Origin of the sequence: Capnocytophaga granulosa ATCC 51502 (genome assembly GCF_000411115.1) — a bacterium.
Taxonomy (GTDB): Bacteria; Bacteroidota; Bacteroidia; order Flavobacteriales; family Flavobacteriaceae; genus Capnocytophaga; species Capnocytophaga granulosa.
The window spans coordinates 485,611-503,671 of record NZ_KE150242.1 but is presented as its reverse complement, the minus strand read 5'-3'; the positions used below and the strand labels follow the sequence as shown (position 1 = coordinate 503,671).

At 39.7% G+C, this 18,061-nt stretch carries 18 protein-coding genes; 7 read left to right on the top strand and 11 right to left on the bottom strand.

Annotation, left to right across the window (positions count from 1 at the left end; translation table 11 throughout):
• Positions 1-11 precede the first annotated feature (11 nt).
• From HMPREF9331_RS02205 to HMPREF9331_RS02195, 3 genes are read right to left on the bottom strand one after another with little or no spacing between them, the layout of a single operon-like run.
• On the bottom strand, positions 12-1,640 hold the full coding sequence (locus tag HMPREF9331_RS02205; RefSeq protein ID WP_016419535.1) for an AMP-binding protein: 1,629 nt from the start codon (positions 1,638-1,640) through the stop codon (positions 12-14).
• Between the two features lie 28 nt (positions 1,641-1,668).
• Positions 1,669-2,448 carry a TerC family protein gene (locus HMPREF9331_RS02200; protein WP_172539828.1) on the bottom strand — a complete coding sequence of 260 codons (780 nt, stop codon included), beginning with the start codon at positions 2,446-2,448 and terminating at the stop codon, positions 1,669-1,671.
• Positions 2,449-2,508: 60 nt separating this feature from the next.
• Positions 2,509-2,922, bottom strand: coding sequence for a helix-turn-helix domain-containing protein (locus HMPREF9331_RS02195; RefSeq protein ID WP_016419533.1), 414 nt, complete (start codon positions 2,920-2,922; stop codon positions 2,509-2,511).
• Between the two features lie 132 nt (positions 2,923-3,054).
• On the opposite strand from HMPREF9331_RS02195, the gene HMPREF9331_RS02190 reads away from it, so the two are divergent.
• The 3 genes from HMPREF9331_RS02190 (at position 3,055) to HMPREF9331_RS13055 (ending at position 4,836) form a co-directional block, all read left to right on the top strand.
• A complete protein-coding gene (locus tag HMPREF9331_RS02190; protein ID WP_016419532.1) occupies positions 3,055-4,134 on the top strand; it encodes a M14 family zinc carboxypeptidase in 1,080 nt (359 codons plus the stop codon).
• 65 nt (positions 4,135-4,199) lie between these two features.
• Entirely contained in the window at positions 4,200-4,682 is a 483-nt protein-coding gene (locus tag HMPREF9331_RS02185; protein WP_009641505.1) for an Lrp/AsnC family transcriptional regulator, read from the top strand.
• Between the two features lie 13 nt (positions 4,683-4,695).
• Positions 4,696-4,836: a hypothetical protein gene (locus tag HMPREF9331_RS13055; RefSeq protein ID WP_009641377.1), complete on the top strand. Its 141-nt coding sequence runs from the start codon at positions 4,696-4,698 to the stop codon at positions 4,834-4,836.
• Between the two features lie 52 nt (positions 4,837-4,888).
• On the opposite strand, the gene hemA is transcribed toward HMPREF9331_RS13055, so the two are convergent.
• Positions 4,889-6,127 (bottom strand): glutamyl-tRNA reductase, encoded by a 1,239-nt coding sequence (gene hemA / locus HMPREF9331_RS02180; protein ID WP_016419531.1) that lies wholly within the window; start codon positions 6,125-6,127, stop codon positions 4,889-4,891.
• Between the two features lie 197 nt (positions 6,128-6,324).
• Between hemA and HMPREF9331_RS02175 the strand changes: the two genes are divergently transcribed.
• The 4 genes from HMPREF9331_RS02175 (at position 6,325) to sucD (ending at position 9,549) form a co-directional block, all read left to right on the top strand.
• Positions 6,325-7,215, top strand: a complete 891-nt coding sequence (locus tag HMPREF9331_RS02175) for a helix-turn-helix transcriptional regulator (RefSeq protein ID WP_016419530.1) — start codon at positions 6,325-6,327, stop codon at positions 7,213-7,215.
• Positions 7,212-8,054: a riboflavin biosynthesis intermediates N-glycosidase gene (ybiA, locus tag HMPREF9331_RS02170; RefSeq protein WP_016419529.1), complete on the top strand. Its 843-nt coding sequence runs from the start codon at positions 7,212-7,214 to the stop codon at positions 8,052-8,054. Before HMPREF9331_RS02175 ends, ybiA begins: the two co-directional genes overlap by 4 nt.
• A gap of 39 nt (positions 8,055-8,093) precedes the next feature.
• Positions 8,094-8,561, top strand: coding sequence for a DinB family protein (locus HMPREF9331_RS02165; protein WP_016419528.1), 468 nt, complete (start codon positions 8,094-8,096; stop codon positions 8,559-8,561).
• Positions 8,562-8,676: 115 nt separating this feature from the next.
• Positions 8,677-9,549 (top strand): succinate--CoA ligase subunit alpha, encoded by an 873-nt coding sequence (gene sucD / locus HMPREF9331_RS02160; protein WP_016419527.1) that lies wholly within the window; start codon positions 8,677-8,679, stop codon positions 9,547-9,549.
• Positions 9,550-9,771: 222 nt separating this feature from the next.
• On the opposite strand, the gene HMPREF9331_RS02155 is transcribed toward sucD, so the two are convergent.
• The 7 genes from HMPREF9331_RS02155 to HMPREF9331_RS02125 form a co-directional block, all read right to left on the bottom strand.
• Positions 9,772-10,287 (bottom strand): glutathione peroxidase, encoded by a 516-nt coding sequence (locus HMPREF9331_RS02155; RefSeq protein WP_232211975.1) that lies wholly within the window; start codon positions 10,285-10,287, stop codon positions 9,772-9,774.
• A gap of 75 nt (positions 10,288-10,362) precedes the next feature.
• On the bottom strand, positions 10,363-11,985 hold the full coding sequence (locus HMPREF9331_RS02150) for a DUF6138 family protein (protein WP_016419526.1): 1,623 nt from the start codon (positions 11,983-11,985) through the stop codon (positions 10,363-10,365).
• 61 nt (positions 11,986-12,046) lie between these two features.
• Positions 12,047-12,541 (bottom strand): YqiA/YcfP family alpha/beta fold hydrolase, encoded by a 495-nt coding sequence (locus tag HMPREF9331_RS02145; RefSeq protein WP_040356854.1) that lies wholly within the window; start codon positions 12,539-12,541, stop codon positions 12,047-12,049.
• 3 nt (positions 12,542-12,544) lie between these two features.
• A complete protein-coding gene (locus HMPREF9331_RS02140) occupies positions 12,545-13,216 on the bottom strand; it encodes a response regulator transcription factor (protein ID WP_009641458.1) in 672 nt (223 codons plus the stop codon).
• Entirely contained in the window at positions 13,213-14,172 is a 960-nt protein-coding gene (locus tag HMPREF9331_RS02135) for a hypothetical protein (RefSeq protein WP_016419524.1), read from the bottom strand. The genes HMPREF9331_RS02140 and HMPREF9331_RS02135 overlap by 4 nt, the downstream gene beginning before the upstream one ends.
• Positions 14,173-14,268: 96 nt before the next feature.
• Complete coding sequence (locus tag HMPREF9331_RS02130; protein WP_016419523.1) at positions 14,269-15,651, bottom strand: M14 family metallopeptidase; 1,383 nt, start codon at positions 15,649-15,651, stop codon at positions 14,269-14,271.
• Entirely contained in the window at positions 15,648-18,059 is a 2,412-nt protein-coding gene (locus HMPREF9331_RS02125; protein WP_016419522.1) for a glycosyltransferase family protein, read from the bottom strand. The genes HMPREF9331_RS02130 and HMPREF9331_RS02125 overlap by 4 nt, the downstream gene beginning before the upstream one ends.
• Positions 18,060-18,061 lie beyond the last annotated feature (2 nt).

Sequence of the window (18,061 nt, the reverse complement as noted above, 5' to 3'; positions counted from 1 at the left end):
GATTGTATTTTTTAATCTTCAGTTGCCAGTCCTAATTCACGAGCGGCAATCTCACGCATTTCCACTTTGCGGATTTTTCCGGAGATAGTCATAGGGAACTCGCTGACAAATTTCCAGTATTTAGGTATTTTATAATGAGCAATTCTTTCCTTACAGAAGTCACGAAGTTCTTCTTCGGTGAGGGTAACACCTTCATTGGGCTTGATCCACGCCATGATTTCCTCGCCATATTTCTCACTGGGCACCCCTATTACTTGAGCATCCATTACTCCCTTATAGGTATAGAGGAAGTCCTCAATTTCCTTAGGAGAGATATTTTCTCCTCCGCGGATGATGAGGTCTTTGATACGGCCAGAGATGTGCAAATAACCATCTTCATCCATCATGGCCAAGTCGCCAGAGTGCATCCAACGTTGCTCATCAATCACTTGGCGGGTAGCCTCAGGGCTATTCCAATACTTAAGCATTACCGAATAGCCACGGGTGCAAAGCTCTCCACTTTCGCCACGCTTGAGAATGGCTTGGGTTTTAGGATCTATAATCTTGATTTCCAAGTGATCATGTATGGTACCTACTGAGTAGATTTGCTTTTCGAAAGGAACACCTATTCTTGTCTGGGTAGAAACAGGCGAAGTCTCGGTCATACCATAGCAGATGGTAATCTCGTGCATGTTCATCTGTTCTTTGACCTTCTTCATGATTTCAGGCGGACACAAAGAACCAGCCATAACGCCTGTACGCAAAGAGGAGAGGTCGTAGGTCTTTTGTTCCATCTCGTGCAATTCTGCAATAAACATGGTAGGCACCCCATAGAGAGATGTACAGCGTTCCTTCTCTATAGTCTCCAAGGTCTTGACAGGGTCAAAGCTATCGTTAGGCACTACCATAGTAGCCCCATGAACAGTACAAGCCAAGTTACCGATGACCATACCAAAACAGTGGTAGAAAGGTACTGGTATACATACCCTATCCAAGTGGGTATAGTTCATTCTCAGACCAATGAAGTAGGCATTGTTCAATATATTATGGTGTGAGAGCGTGACTCCCTTGGGGTTTCCTGTGGTACCAGAGGTATATTGGATATTGACAGGGTCGTCGAACTGTACTTTTTCCTCATATTTGCGCAAGGTCTCATCGGAGATCTGCTTGCCCTCTTTGAGGAAATGTTCCCAACTTTCGTCCCAAAAGATTGCCTTACGGATGGTATCGGTGAACTCACGAGCATCGTCCATCATCTTCTTATAGTTACTACTCTTGAACTGGAGAGCGGAAAACATCACCGATAAGCCTGATTGGTTGATCACGTAGATCAATTCACTGGTACGATAGGCAGGGTTGATATTGACCAAAATAACTCCTATTTTAGCCGTAGCATATTGTAAGAGTGTCCATTGGTAGCAGTTAGGTGACCACACCCCTACACGTTCGCCACGCTTTACGCCCAAGGCGATAAGCCCTTTAGCTACTTCTACGACTTGGTCGTAAAACTCCTTATAGGTAGCCCTATAGTTCTGATGGCTACAAATAAGCGCTTCTTGGTCAGCATATTTGGCAACCGTTTTTTTCAAATTTTCATCAATGGTTTCACCCAATAGTGCCACAGAGGAAGCACCATGGGTATAAGCATACATGGAATCCATATTATAATAGGTTTTAAGTTTCTAAAGTTTAAGATGATTTTTTTCGCATACGCATATTGAGGAACTCTATTCCCAAAGAAAAAGCGATAGCAAAATATAGATACCCCTTAGGAATAGCCCCGACTTCCTTACCGAAGACAACGGCATGGGAGAGGTGCATGCTTTCGGTCAGTAGCATGAACCCAATCAATATAAGGAAAGAGAGAGCCAATATCTGGATAGAAGGGTTACGATTGACAAAGTTTCCTACAGGAACAGCAAAGAGCATCATGATACCTACGGAAAGAATTACCGCAATAATCATAACCAATAAGGCTCCTTCCAATCCACTAGTCATTCCCACAGCTGTAAGAATACTATCCAAGGAGAAAATAACATCAATCATGAGAATCTGAACGATTGTAGGCCAGAAAGAGCTCTTTTGTGATTTTTCAGCTTCTGCGGAATCGGTGATATGTTCTATATGGTTCACCTTGGAGTGAATCTCATGAGTGGATTTGTACAAGAGGAAGATTCCCCCTACCAGTAGTATGAGCGCCTGTCCGTTGAAATCAGCCTTGCACCAACCATAGTCAAAGCTAAACCAAGGTTCTTTGAGCTGTACTAGCCAAGAGATACAGAAGAGCAGCCCTATACGTATGAACATAGCTAAGAAGAGTCCCAAGCGAGTAGCACGCTTACGCTGATCATCAGGGAGCTTGCCCGTCACGATAGAGATAAAGATAACATTGTCAATCCCTAAAACAATCTCCAAGAAAGTAAGGGTCAAGAGAGCGATGAGGGCATCGGCAGAAAAAAGATGTTCTATCATCATAGAAAACAGTTTTTACAAATGTGAATTATTGTATTTTTAGATAAAGCAAATATACTACAAATTTTCAAATATTTCAAAAGAATTATCCTCATAAAAGAAAATAATTTTTTGGATTTGCCTTTTCTGTTTTTTTACAGGAATTTCAGGCACTACTTTTCTTTCTTTTTCACTGTCTTCCAAAACATTATCTTCTGGGAAAAGAATTTCGGTTGGCAGTGGGGTAGGGGCAGGCTTTTTTTCTTCCTTTGGAAAAGAACCCTTCCCGTAAAGCAACCAATAGAGGTCTACTTCGGGATATTTGTCAATTATTTTGAGTACAAAATCTAGACTAGGCTTATTTCTTTCGGATAATAGATGTGAAATACTAGAGCGCAACACCCCAAGGCTATCGGCTAAGGCTGAAGCATTGAGGTCATAATAATCCATAATTCGCTGTAAACGAGCGATAAAGTCTTGTTGAGAGAACATAATATAAGGCTTTAGAATCAGGTTACAAAAGTAATATATTATTTTTCAAAAAGCAAAATTATTTCACAAGAATAAAATATGTGCATTTCACAATAGTAAATATTATTATTTTTACTTTTGTAAAAAAATATTATGGAGTTTTGTTATCACAAAGAAGAACGTATCATAGGCAAGTATGTTCCTTATATGCGTTTGAAAACTGTACTTCAGGATTATGAACAGTGGAAAATAGCAGAGGGTACCTCCGAAAAAGGCCTGCCTATTCCCCTATATTGTATAGGAGAGGGAGAGAAACACATACTGTTATGGTCACAGATGCATGGCAATGAGAGCACTACTACACGTGCCTTGTTGGACTTGTTTAAGCTATTTGATAGAGAGGGTTATTGCTTTTACAATTGTAAATTATATATAATTCCAATGCTCAATCCAGATGGAGCTACCCTGTATACACGTGTAAACGGCAATGGGGTAGACCTGAACCGAGATGCAATAGTTCTTTCACAGAAAGAAAGCCAGTTTCTTAGAAGTACTTATGAACGTGTAAAGCCTGATTTCTGTTTTAATCTACATGATCAACGTACCATCTTTGGAGTAGGAGACAAACCTGCTACAGTATCATTCTTAGCTCCCGCAATAGATGAAGAAAGAAATATAACAGCGGTAAGAGCGCGTGCTGCTCGTGTGATTGTAGAAATGAACAACTGTTTACAAATGTCAATTCCTAAATTTATAGGTCGGTTTGACGACAGTTTTAATCCCAATTGTACAGGTGATCAGTATTCTCTTTTAGGTACTCCGACGATACTTGTAGAGTCGGGTTTTTATCCAGGAGATTATCAGAGAGAACAGACCCGCAATTATGTAGCACAAGCGCTTTGGGCAGGGCTTGCTTATATCGATAAACATGAAGTAGATGCAGGAGCATGGGAGCGCTATTTGAAAATTCCTGAAAATAAGAAGTGTTTTCGCGACTATTGTATCATAGATGATAGAAATCCTCAAGAAAAAATTTTCGTACAATTAGAAGAGGTTTTAGAAGGCGATCGGATTGTCTTTGTCCCTAAGCTCGTTCCCGATAGCGAAGGAAAAGATTTTCAGGCACATAAGACCTATCTGTTATCAGAGATTTGTCCTTTGGAACATTGTGATATTCACAGCAAAATCCCTTATATCTTGGACTATATCCGAAAAGAAGTAGAGAATATATAATTTTTTTACGTTTTCCTTGTGGTTATATCAAAAAAATTCCTACCTTTGCGCAAAAATTAAAAAGTATGGCAGCACGATTTAAGTTAGACGAGATTGACCACAAGATTCTTGATATGCTTATTGAGAATACACGTATGCCTTTTACGGATATTGCCAAGGCCTTGGAGGTATCGGCAGGTACGGTACATATTCGTGTAAGGAAAATGGAAGAATCAGGTATTATCAAGAGTTCTACCCTGACAGTAGATTACGATAAAATAGGGTATACCTTTGTGGCATATGTGGGTATTTTCTTAGAGAAAAACCATCAAACCCAGTTTGTGATAGAGCGACTCACAGAGATTCCTTATATCACACAAGCGAGCATCATCAGTGGAAAGTACAATATATTGTGTAAGATTCGCGCTCGTGATACCAAGCATGCGAAAGAAATTATCTTTATGATAGATGACATACAAGGGGTATACAGAACCGAAAGTATGATCTCTATGGAAGAGAGTATCAGCGATAAAAAACGCTTGTTACATACCGTTTTTAAAGAATTATAAAAAATAATTGATTATGAATATTTTATCCTTTCTCCCCTTGTACAGCTATACAGGAGGGACTATGATGATTCTTCTCTTTGCCTTGGTATGCCTTATGCTTACTTACATAGTAGTTTCTATTATCAGTAAGAACCAAAAGAGAAAAGGTCGTTAGCAGTTAGTGGTTAGTAGTTAGTCCCTAAGACTAATTACTAACCACTAATCAATTATAACTCAAATACCTCTTTCATAAAGGTCAGGCTTTCTTCAGGAGTAGAAGTTTCTTTTAGATGATTGATAAAGCGAGTGGTGATTTTTTGGATAATTCGCTCACCAATGATATCGGCTTGCGCCTGATTAAAATCAGCTATTTTCTTACGTTGGAAGTCTATTTCTCCCTCTTTGAGTGCCTCCAAAGATTGTTTTAGCGCTTGGATAGTAGGGGCAAAGCGGCGGTTTTGTAGCCATTGGTCAAACTCCGTCTTAATTTCCTCTATGATTTGCTGTGCCTGAGGTACGAAAGTCTTTCTACGCTCCAGTGTATCATCAGTCATTTGAGAGAGGTAATCCATATGAATGAGGGTTACCTTGTCCAATTCTTGTACATCAGGGGCAACATTCTTAGGAATAGAAAGGTCAAGTACGAGCATTTCTCTATCTTGAGGAAGCATCTCCTTGGTAATGGTAGGAGTTTTGCTACCTGTGGCCACTACCAATACATCTGTTTGATAGAGTTCACGCACTAAAGTATTAAAATCTTTGACTAAAACATGAAACTTACCGGCAATTTCTTCCGCTTTTTCCTTGGTGCGGTTGATTAGTGTAATATGTTCGTTTTGGGTATGCTTAATCAGGTTTTCACAAGTATTGCGACCAATCTTTCCAGTACCAAAAAGTAGTATATTTTTCTTGGAAATATCCGCTACATTTTGCATGATATACTGTACAGAAGCAAAAGAAACGGAAGTGGCACCGCTGGAGAGTTCGGTTTCGTTTTTGATACGCTTGCTGGCTTGGATTACACAATTGAGCAAACGTTCCATAAAAGCATTGATAAGGTTGAATTTTTTAGCCAAAGCGAAGGACTTTTTCAGTTGGCTAATCACTTCGAAATCGCCCAAAATTTGGCTATCTAATCCTGTTCCTACACTGAATAGGTGATTGATGGCCTCCTTATTTTTGTAGATGTATCCTACCTTTTCAAAATCCTCAAGGGTAGCTTTGGAGTGGGCACATAGTTTTTGGATAAGTTGGAAAGGGTGTTGAGCAAAGCCATAGAGTTCTGTCCGGTTACAAGTAGAGATGATAGCGAGTCCCTCCATGCCTTCCTCTTGGGCTAGTGATAGAATACGTTCTTGGTGTTCTTGATCAAGGCTAAAAAGCCCACGCATATCTGCATCTGCCTTCTTATAGCTAATTCCAATGGTATAAAAATGAGTTTCCTTTTGAGTTGTATTTTGAGTCATTAGATCTATCCATAAAAACGAATGCAAAAATAAGGTTATATTCTGAAAAAAAATAGCGCTAAAAGTTCTTTTTTTTACTCTAAAAGTACTATCTTTGCACCTTGATTTATGACTAATTGTAAATCAGTATTTTACTACTAATCACCCACTAAAATATAGAAAAAGTCTAAATAAGAAAATGTAAAAAACACTCTATTATGTACTCAAAAAATAGCGCCCAAAGTACCTCTCTTTTTCAGGAAGTAGAAGAAGGAATTTTTGTTTTCCAAAAAGAAAATGAAAGTGATGATTATGAGGATGTTAGGCAAGATATCAAACAAAATTTCATTCAATTTCATTTCTGTGATAGGGGAGCGGTTACTTTTGTTTTCCATGATGGAAATTACACCTTCCCTCTGAAGGAGATGGAGAGTCTCTTGTTGTACAATCCTAAGGAAATATTACCTTTACAAGTACAATTATCACCAGGGTCAGCCCTTTTTTCGCTTTTTATTGCTATAGGAAAGTTTCATTCACTGTTCTTGGAAGAATCAGGAGTAATTGATTTTCTTTCTCCTTCTGGCCAGCATGAGAAATATTATACTATTGGGGCTATTTCTCCTCAGTTATCAGTCATCTTGCACCAGCTTCGCACTATGCATCTACATACGAGTGTATATCCATTATACCTTAAAGCAAAAGTGTATGAGCTATTGAGCCTGTATTTTAACAAGGGACAGGAGAATGAGAGTGAGGCTTGTCCGTTTCTTTCCAATGAAGACAATGTACAGAAGATCCGTAAGGCCAAAGAAATAATTCTAAAGCGTATGACTTCGCCACCTTCGTTGCAGGAGCTTGCCGAAGAGGTAGGACTTCCCTTAAAAAAGCTCAAAAGTGGCTTTAAGCAAATCTATGGGGAGTCCGTCTATAGCTTTCTTTTTGATTACAAAATGGAGCTAGCGCGCAAGTGGCTCACCACCGAGCAGTACAATGTCAATGAACTCTCCCTCAAGCTCGGCTATAGTATGCCTAGCCACTTTATAGCCGCTTTTAAAAAGAAATTTGGCACTACCCCTAAGAAATATATACTTACAAAAAATACTTTATGATGAAACCAACATTTGAACTTATGACACCTCCTTGGATTAAATTTCCAGCTTATACTGAATTTACTATAGGCTGGCGTATGGGCGCTGGCGAAGGTTATAAATGGGAGTTTTGGGACTGGTATGAGACCCTTACCCCAGCGCAACAACAGGAATATCAAGCACTTTTTCCATATCCTTGTTTTTGGCATTACAACAGATGGGAAGAAGATGAGCAAGATATAGATGACGAAACCGATTACTACTACGAAGGAATTCCTGTTTGGCAACCTAAAGGCGCTTATAAATACTCTATAGCAACCTTTATCCATTCGGCAAAGAAGCTCAAGTTTGTTTTCTTTTGGAAGCCCAATGCAGAGGTAGTAGATGAATCTTGTTTTTCACAATGGCAACCCTCACCTTTTTCTGTAGATGCTGATGAGTATTATTGTGCTGAGCAGTATATGATGGCTGAGAAAGCACGTTTGTTTGGCGATGAAGAGGTAGAGGAAGAAATCATGAACACTTCTGATCCTAAACTGATGAAAGCCTTGGGAAGAAAAGTGCGCAACTTTGACCCTCAGGTGTGGGACAAAGCCAAATACAGTATTGTACTGAATGGAAATTACTACAAATTCACTCAGAATAAGGAAATGATGGACTTCTTGCTCTCTACAGATGATAAAATATTGGTAGAAGCCAGTCCGATGGATACCATTTGGGGGATAGGCTTGAGCAAGGACAACGAGAAAGCACATAACATCGCCTCGTGGCGTGGCAAGAACTTGTTGGGATTTGCCCTAATGGAAGTAAGAGACGAGATAAGAAAACTTTATCAGAATGTACACTTGCTAAAAGAATAGAAAATACTACCTTTGCACCAAATTTTAAATATAACAACAATGAAAGAATTACTTACACCAGAGGCACTACTGACCAATTTCAAAGATGTACGTGCCTTGACCCGCAAGGTTATTGAGGCTTTTCCAGAGAAAGACCTTTTTGAGTTTAGCATCGCTAATCTACGTCCTTTTTCAGGGATGGTAGAGGAGTTTCTAAGAGTTATGGACTATCTTTTTAAAGAAAGATTTCAAGAGAAACATACACTTTTCTTAGAAGGAAATTTTCCTACCACCAAAGCTGAAGTATTAGCTTTATGGGATAGAGCCACAGAAATTCTTGATCGTGAATGGAAAGAAGTAGGAGATTTTACCCAACCCCTGACTATCTATCAAATGACCTTTAGCTTTGCTCAATGGATATTGTACTTTATTGAAAATGAAAGTCATCATAGGGGACAAGGTTATACTTACCTGAGAGCCTTACAGATAGAGCCACCTTTCTTCTGGGGAAGAGAAAGCTTTCGATAGTGACAAGTGACTAATGACAAGTGATTAATGTCACAAATCATTGAACATTATTTCGTTTTTTCTTGGAAATTTGAAAAAAAATGAGTAACTTTGTGCTCTAAAAAAATTCAAACCAATGAGTGTATTAGTAAATAAGAATTCAAAAATCCTTGTACAAGGTTTTACAGGGAGTGAAGGAACTTTCCATGCGGAGCAAATGATTCAATATGGAACCAATGTAGTGGGAGGGGTAACTCCTAACAAAGGAGGACAAACACACTTAGGAAAGCCTGTTTTCAACTCTGTAAAGGAGGCGGTAGAGAAAGTAGGGGCGGATACTTCTATTATCTTTGTACCACCTGCATTTGCGGCTGATGCCATTATGGAAGCTGCCGAAGCAGGGATTAAAGTAATAATCACCATTACAGAGGGGATTCCTGTAGCTGACATGGTAAAGGTTGCTGCCTATATCAAGGACAAAGATTGTCGCCTTATAGGACCTAACTGTCCTGGGGTAATTACTCCAGAAGAAGCGAAAGTAGGTATTATGCCAGGATTCGTATTCAAGAAAGGAAAGGTAGGTATTGTCTCTAAATCAGGTACTTTGACTTATGAGGCTGCTGACCAAGTAGTACGCCAAGGCTTGGGTATTTCCACTGCTATAGGTATCGGGGGAGACCCTATCATAGGTACTACCACCAAGGAAGCTGTGGAACTCTTCATGAATGATCCTGAAACAGAAATTATAGTCATGATAGGTGAAATCGGAGGTCAGTTGGAAGTGGAAGCTGCTCGCTGGATCAAAGAGACTGGCAACAAGAAACCTGTAGTAGGCTTTATTGCTGGGGAAACAGCTCCTAAGGGACGTACTATGGGGCATGCTGGTGCTATTGTAGGAGGTAGCGAAGATACCGCTGAAGCCAAAAAGCGTATCATGCGCGAATGTGGTATCCATGTGGTAGATTCACCTGCAAAAATAGGTGAAAAAGTAAAAGAAGTATTGAAATAATTTCCACATAATACTTAGAATTAAAGCGTTGAGAGGCTAAGGTCAGCAATGACTATTAGCCTCTCTTTTTGAGTATATCAGAAATTCCTATAATTTATATTATGTAAAATAGAATAATAGTGATTAATGCCAATAATGATCAATGATTCATTAAGGCTACATAAATTGTACCTCTACACTAAGGAAATCTTATCAATCATTATTGGCACTGAACATTAATCATTACTCACTGATCCACTGAATAACTTCTGGGTCATTAGGAAGGGTTTTCGGATCTATAACTTTCTCTAAGTGTCCGTCCTTTCCGATAAGATATTTTTGGAAGTTCCAGCTTACTTTGGAGTCCATGACGCCATTCTTGGATTTCTGGGTAAGAAACTGATAGAGAGGGTGCATATCCTTACCCTTGACAGAGATTTTGCTCATCATAGGAAAACTTACCCCATAATTCACCTGACAGAATGTGGCAATCTCTTCATTGGTTCCTGGTTCTTGTTTGAGGAAATTATTGGCGGGAAAGCCTATGATGACAAAATCTTTGTCCTTATACTGCTGGTAGAGTGCCTCTAACTCCTTATACTGAGGGGTCAGTCCGCACTTGGAGGCAGTATTGACAATCATCACTTTCTTGCCTTGTAGACTTGACAGTGGAAATGCTTTCCCTGTAATGTCCTCTACTTCAAATTGGTAAATCGTTTGGTCGTTCATTTGTTTTTTGGTTTGTGCTTTTCCTATCATAATTCCTATGAGGAAAAGGAGGATTAATTTACTTACTTTCATTTTTAATTATTAATTTATTAATGGTTGTTAGAGTTAATTTTTTATCTTTTTCTTCCATTGCTTGCCGTAGATGGCGTAATAAATATCTTCTTCGTAATATTTGTAGAAGCCTTGCTCTTTGTTAGCCGTAAAAAAGGCTTCTTTTTCTTTGAGAAATTTTGCAAGTAACTCCTTGTTCTCTGGCTTTTCCATTTCTTTTTCTAAATTCTTGAATACCATATCAAACTGTGCTGAGGTGATTCCTTGGCAGATAAGCGGTAAGGATTTCTCATTCACTCCGTAACGGTCTATAAGGGCACTAACGAAATACTTATGTACCATTTGGTGTTCGTCGTCCAATAGCGCAAAGTATTGGCTCACCAAGGGAAAGTACTCCTCCCCTATCAGTCCTAAGCCAAAAACGGCATAACTGCCCGGCATACAGCTTTTCTCGCCTTCTTCTACATCACTATACCACTGAAATTCTTTCATAGCTACCTCGGCATAAGCTACCAATTTAGGACGCAAATCTTCGTATTGCAGTGCTTTAGCAAAGAAGCGATGAGTAGGTGATTTGGCAATGCCTTTGATAGGTAAAAACTGTTTAGGGGCTTTACTACTGAACTTGATATGGTAGCTGGCAGGAAAATCAGACTTGAGCAGGGCGATGATAAAATTCAACGCTTTGTCGTAAGCTGTAGCCGATTCTTGTTTGATTTTCACACTGATTTCAGCAAAAACATCATTGGCATCGCATTCCACTTCGCTATCCTTGTAATGAATAAGGTCGTTAGGCAAGATACCAGTTCCCTCTTTGAGGTACATAACCGCTTTTTTAGAACCTAATTCCTTAGCTGCACGCTCTAAATCCTCACAAGCAAACTTTACATCCCAACTATATTTTTTGTATTGGATACGCCAAAGGGCTTGTGCTACAAATAGGTTTAGTTTGGCATTATCTATATCTTTTGCTTGCAAACCTTCCTTGAGTGTATATTTCTTTGACCAATCACTTCCTTCTACTTTGTAATATAGTTTCATAAAAACCTTTTCTTTCCATACTCTAGTATAGTAAAGCAAGCACCATTGATACTCTTCTAAAGTCTTTTTCCACTTAGGATCTATGAGAGTAATTCCTTTGCTGAGGATTTCAACCACCTTGTCCTCGCTGTAGCCAGTGAGTTCAAAATCGAAAAGTTTATCAAAGAAAGTATGCACTTCCTTCTCTTTCATTTTCTCGGTAGCCTCATAGATTACCTTTTGCACATAGGTATCCAAGCGCTCTTTGAGTTCTGCCTTGCGCTCAGGATGTTCCAATCGCAGTTGCTTACGGGCATGATGCCCTGAGGCAGAAAGAAAATCAAGTACTAAGGTAAGTTTGTACTCAAAGCAATAATAAAACTCAGGATTGAAGAACATTTGAGTAAATTGTTCTTCCAAAGCAGGAAGTAACTCATTGTCTATGAAATTATCAGGAAGCTGCTCAAAGTCTTTAATGGTAATAGAAGGATTACCCGAATTAAACGTTATTTTGTCTTTTCGTTGTTTTATTTTGAAATAATTGGTGATGCCTTCCCAAAGTTTATTTCTACCATAAGGTTGTTTAGGGAGGTCTAATCGGTCAAAGGTAGCACTTACCCTTGATAGTATTTCTTGGATGATGGTTTCTTTATTCATTATTTTTGAGTTTAAGCTTTTTATAAATAAAGAGCTACAAGCTCGCGCCAGCTTAGGCTGCCTACTGACCACTGATTTTGCCAAAGAAAAATTTCAATTCTCTTGAGAAAATCTCAATGGGATAGAGGTGTCCCAGATTTTGTATAAGATGTATATCTATCTGTTGTTTAGGAGTTTTGTCGGCTAAGGCTATGGGTAGGCTTTCCTTATAAGGAATTACCTCGTCCTGCATACCCATGACAAGGAGCATATATTGGCTATACTCCTTATCCCAAAAGGGCGCAAAGGGCAGCTCGTACTGGTAGTTCAGCGCAGGATTGAAAAGAGCGCAGGGCTTTTGTAGCTTTTGTGCTAAGAAATAGCCGATAAGCCCCCCTGCACTGGAGCCAATAATCACATCAATACTTTGGTATTCCTCGCATAAGTGAGTGAATAGCTCAGGGTTATTTTTGTAATCAAAGACAGGGGCAAAAATTTCCCCATAACGGACAAGTACCTCTTCCCTATCGGCGTGCAAGTGGCTGTCTAAGCCATGCAAATATAGAATTTTTCTCATAATCTAAACCAATTTGTACCCAATACCATAGACCGCTTGAAAGTCAATTTCTGCCCCTAAAGATTTGAGTTTTTTGCGTAGGTTTTTCACTTGGGAGTAGATAAAGTCTAAGCTATCTACTTGGTCTATATCATCACCCCAAATGGCTTCGGCCAAAGTGGTACGCTCCACTAATTTCTCTGGACGAATCATGAAGTAATAGAGCATCTCATATTCCTTTCTATTGGTAGTCATAGGTTTGCCTGCTACTACCACGCGCCTATCTTCTGGGTATAGTGTAACATTTTTGTAAGCGATAAAGTCCTCCCCTTGCTGGTGCTTGCGGCGAATGATAGATTTGATTCTGGCCAGTAGTTCTGCCAAGTGGAAAGGCTTGGCTAAATAATCATCAGCTCCCTTTTCTAGCCCTAAGACCTTATCCTCCACTGAATCCTTAGCCGAGAGGATCAGCACAGCGGTATTCCTTTTCAGTGTCCGAAGTTCGTCCAATAGCTCCATACCACTCCCCTTGGGCAGCATGATATCTAAAAGAATACAATCATAATCATAATCGGCTATTTTCTTGAGTCCAGAAGGATAATCATGGGCAGTCTCTACCAAGAAATTTTCTTTTTCCAAGAAAGTTTGCAAGGTAGAGAGCAGGTCTTTTTCGTCTTCTATAATGAGTATTTTCATAAATGATAGGAATACTTCACTTGGGTTAGGTATCTTATTTTACCCTGTACATAGGTAACTTTTTGGGTGAGTTGTCCTTTGGTATCATACTGGTAGATGGTTCTTTGCTCTTCCTTATCTCCCTTATAAACAATCTCTTCTAGGCGCTTATCATAGGGGGTATATAGGAAATACTGGCGTTGCTGCTCTACTCCATTGGTATCATAGGTAGTATATTTGGAAAGTGCACCTCGGTGGTCATACAGATAGGACTCTATGGCGGTAATACTATCTTTTTCGTTGATATAAGTAAGTTGTTGCTCCTCCCCTATATAGCTATAACGTATGCGGCGAGGGGCATTGCTTTGCTTATAGTTATAGGCAAATTTTTCCTCTATAAGACTGTCCTTTTGGTATTTGAAATTTTCCTTTTCTTTTAGTAGCCATAGGGACATATAGTGATAATAGGTTTCTTTCTCTTGTTCCTGTCCCTTGGCGTTGTACTTATAGGTTTCCTTAGTAAAGGGACGCCATTTTTCTTTCTGATACTGATATTCTATAACATTGGAGAGATTTCCATGCTTATCATAGTCGAGTTCATATTTGCTAAAGAGGGAAAGAGTATCCAAGAACTCATAAGAAAAGCGCTTGATTTCATAGCCCAAAGTATCATAGGTATGATTGATTACTCTTCGATTGATACAGTTGTCTTTGAGTGTTTTACAGATGTAATTCTCAGCAATTACTCTATGCTCTGGATCATAATACCAAAAGGATTGTTCTTGTAGAGAGTCATTTTTGTACAAACGCTCTATTTGAAATCCTTCTGCATCATAAGTGAGGGTGAGTTCATCAAATTTCAATTGGGAGGTTTTCCCCGAAAGGGAGTCCTCTACAAAGGAATAGTTGATGAAAGTTTGTGTATGAATAGGGGCATCCATCTCCTTTTTCAAGTTTGGATGGGGCTTTTTAGCCACAGGTTTTTTTAGGAGGGGTTGGTGTACAAGCGATTAAAGATAGGGATAAAAGAATATAAAATAATCTCATTAAACAAACTCAATTAGTGTTGTTATTTACTTTTCTATACTAAATATGGGGTATACCCATAGGCTGTCCTTAGGAGTAGGGAGAAAAGGCAACTTGCCTGTATGCATAAAGCTATTATTGGCATGAGGTTCTAAGGTTTCTAATAGATATTTGCGTCCTTTCTGCTGAGTGGAGACCAATAGATCGCCTTTTCTGATAGCTACTTTCTGATTCTTTTGGATCAGTTGTGTCCTTACTGTTTTGTAATCAATCAAAGGCAAACTGTCTCTTGTGGTTTTTAGCATATAAGAATGTACCTGCATAAGTGAATCCTTCTCTATTGGAGTCATTTCTATAGCATTGTCCTTGAAATGGTCTATGACATCGGTGAAGAGTTGCGGCACAATGTAGGCTTGAGGGATACGAATGGTATCCTTGGGAGCAGAAAGAATATAAGTTTGTTGTTGCAATCCTTCTTGAGCATCCAAGTCCTGCAGATTCTTAATCAGTTCTCTATGTGAATTGGCTATCAAGATGATACTCTTGAGTGCATTGTGAAGTGTCTCCACTCGCTTTTTGTAAGTAATCCCCTTGTGAGTGGCGATATAAAGCCCTAAGGTATTCCATAAGGAGGTATATCCTACGGAAGTATCGGGTATGAGAGGGGCTATAGACTTAGGTTGTAATTTCTTTTGAACAAGGCTATCCACATCCCTATAAGTACCCCCTAAGGAGTCATTGAGCTGGGGAATCAGATTATCCTTGAGGTAGTACTTCATCTTGCCCATATTTTCTTCCATAGCACTCTGATAATAAAGCACATCCCCATTGCTCTTGCTCCTTAGTGTACGAGTATCTACGAATATATGTGGAGAGAGCTGTTGGAATAGTGCTACAAAGGACTGAGTATTAAGACTTTTATTCTCTATAAAGTCCTTAGACAAGTCTCTGTTTACAAAAGTATTAATCTCATTTTTGAAAAATGAATCTTGCTCCATCTGCCCCAAATAGTTCATCATCGGAATGACAGCCACTACGGTATTTTCAGGAACAGTGATCTGCTTCTGAGCCAAGTTTCGCATCAGTTGCATGCTGGCATCAATTCCTTCTCGGTCATTGGGTGAACTCCCATTGGCAATGAGAATGATGAGTTTGTCCTTCTTGATACGATTAAAGTCAAAAATACCATCATTGTTATACACTACCAAGTACAAGGGAATACCACTATCGGTCTTTCCCATAGTTTTAAGAGAAATAGAGCCATAGTTGGTAGCCAATTTCTTATAGAAATCAATGGTTTCTTGGTAAGATGAGCCATGACTCCCATCAGAAAGCTCGAAAGGTGTTACAAAATCTTCTGCGGGTGTAAAGATAGGCGTATTACAAGCCGAAAATAAGGTTATTAGGACAAATATAGATAGCGTTCTCATTCGTTGGTACGTGGTTTTTTACTTATCAAAACAATACCTAAAGCAATAAGTACAAAGGCAATCGTTGAAGCTAAGGAAATATACCCTCCCGTTTGTACAATCTTAGGGGCAAAGGTAAAGGTAAGGGTATGCTTGCCTGCAGGAATAACGACCCCTCTGAGTATATAATCCACCTGGTGAATAGGTAGTGGTGTGGTATCATCTAAAACAGCTGTCCAGCCATGAGGGTAGTAAATCTCGGAGAAGACAGCTAGCCCTTCGGCCTTATTCTCACTAGTATAGACCAGCCTATCAGGCTCATAGGTTTTTAGCTTAATTAAGGCCAAGCTATCCACTGGGTAGCGTGTATCTTTAAGCGACTTGTCCAAGGTTACAGCCTGTGTCTTAGGAGAAAGGGTATCCAAAGACTGCATAAGCTTATCGGCATTCTCAAGAACAGAAAGCTGTTCTACAAACCATGCATTGCCGAGGGCATTAGGATTTTGCATCACTTGTGTAGCGCCTGATCTATCGGTTTGTAATATGTATTTTACATTGAGCAAATTAAGGACTTGCTCATTTTTATTTTTGTAAAGTTGGTAGTCAAAAAGTTCCTGTATCCTTCTAGGCTTGGCGGCATGATACCCCCCTACAGAGTGGAATGTATAGGAGGTTCTGGCACCATTAAGCGCTTCATTGACGGAGAAAACACGGTAATAACTCTTGTCCTCCAATATTTTCTGTTCTTCCTTGGAAAGCGTAAAATAATTTTCCTTTTCTGAAGGGAAAGCATAGTTATCCTCACTCAAATAGCGAGTGGTTACCATGGCTATATCGGCTATAAGCAGGACAGAGACAAGAACAAAAGCTATTTTTTCCTTGATTTTCTCTATAGAGAACAGATATAAGACTCCAAAGGCAAGGATTACATAAGTGAAACTCCTAAGAATATCGGCCGTGTACATAGCCCTTCTGTCTTCCTTAATCAGCTGCATGAGTTCCTCCCCATAGGCTTGGGCATAATAAGCATCACTTGCTCCCTCAAAAGAAAGACTTCCCTTGATAAGCCAAAGTAGTAATAAGAGTCCCCCTACGATACCACCCGTATAGTACAAATATTGCTTGTTATGCGCTCTTTTCTCGTCTGTTAGGTAGGTATAAAGCCCCAATATAGCCAAGGCTGGCATGCAGAACTCCAAGATGGTCTGCACTGAAGAAACCGCACGGAACTTGTTATAGAGCGGGAAATAGTCAATCATCAGGTCGGTTAGCGTGCTGAAATTCTTTCCCCAAGAGAGCAACAAGGAGAGGATCACTCCTGCTAAAAGCCACCATTTGGTTTTGCTTTTTACTACAAAAAGTGCCAATACAAAGAAGAAGAAAACAAGCACGCCTACATAAGCCGGTGCTGCCACTATGGGTTGATCTCCCCAATAAGTGGGTAGGTGCCGGGTAAAATCCAACACCTGTTCCTGAGGATATTGTTGTATAAGTCGCTCATAAACAGCCGATTTCTCACCCAAATTCTCATGGTTAGACCCTCCTAAAAGGCGGGGAACAATCAGGTTCAAGCTCTCATACACCCCATAACTATACTCGGTAATATAGTCCTTATTCAGTCCGCTTGTATGTCCTTTAGGTGTACCATCAGCATTGAGTAACAAGTCCGACTTGCCACGGGTACTAAAGGCCTCATACTCCTTGGTAGTCAGTAGCAAAGTAGCATTCATAAGTACAGCTAATAGGGCGGCTGCCACAAGTGTAAAGAGAGACTTTACAAAAGGCTTCCACTCCTTGCTACGTATCGTTTGGTAAAGCTCATAGGCCCCAAAAACCAAGACTAATAGCAGTAAGTAATAAGTCATTTGGAAGTGGTTGGCACTGATTTCCAAGGCTAAAGCTAAGGTTGTAAGCAAAAATGCCCATAGGTATTTCCGCTGAAAAGCCAGCAGTATTCCCGCCAGTACAAAACCGAAATAGCCTATAGCATGCGCCTTGGCATTGTGCCCCACAGTGAGAATAATGATAAGATAAGTAGAAAGTCCAAAGAGCAACGCTCCCAAGAAGACATATCTATAGCGTACCTTCATCACTAATAGGAAGACGTAAAAGCTTAAGAAATAAAGAAATAAATAGTCGGCAGGGCGCGGAAGGAAACGAATGACCCTATCCAATTGTTTGATGTAGTTGTATGGATATTCTGCCCCCAGCTGGTAGGTAGGCATTCCTCCAAAGGCACTATTTGTCCAATAGCTTTCACGTACCTGGCGGAAGTCATTGCGCTCCTTGGACATGCCTATATATTGTACTATATCACTCTGTTGCATCTCCTTGCCTTGTAGTACAGGATAGAAGAATGCCAAGGCTATCCCCATAAAGAGCAATATACAAGCTATATGAGGAAGTAATTTTTGAAATTTTTCTTTCATTT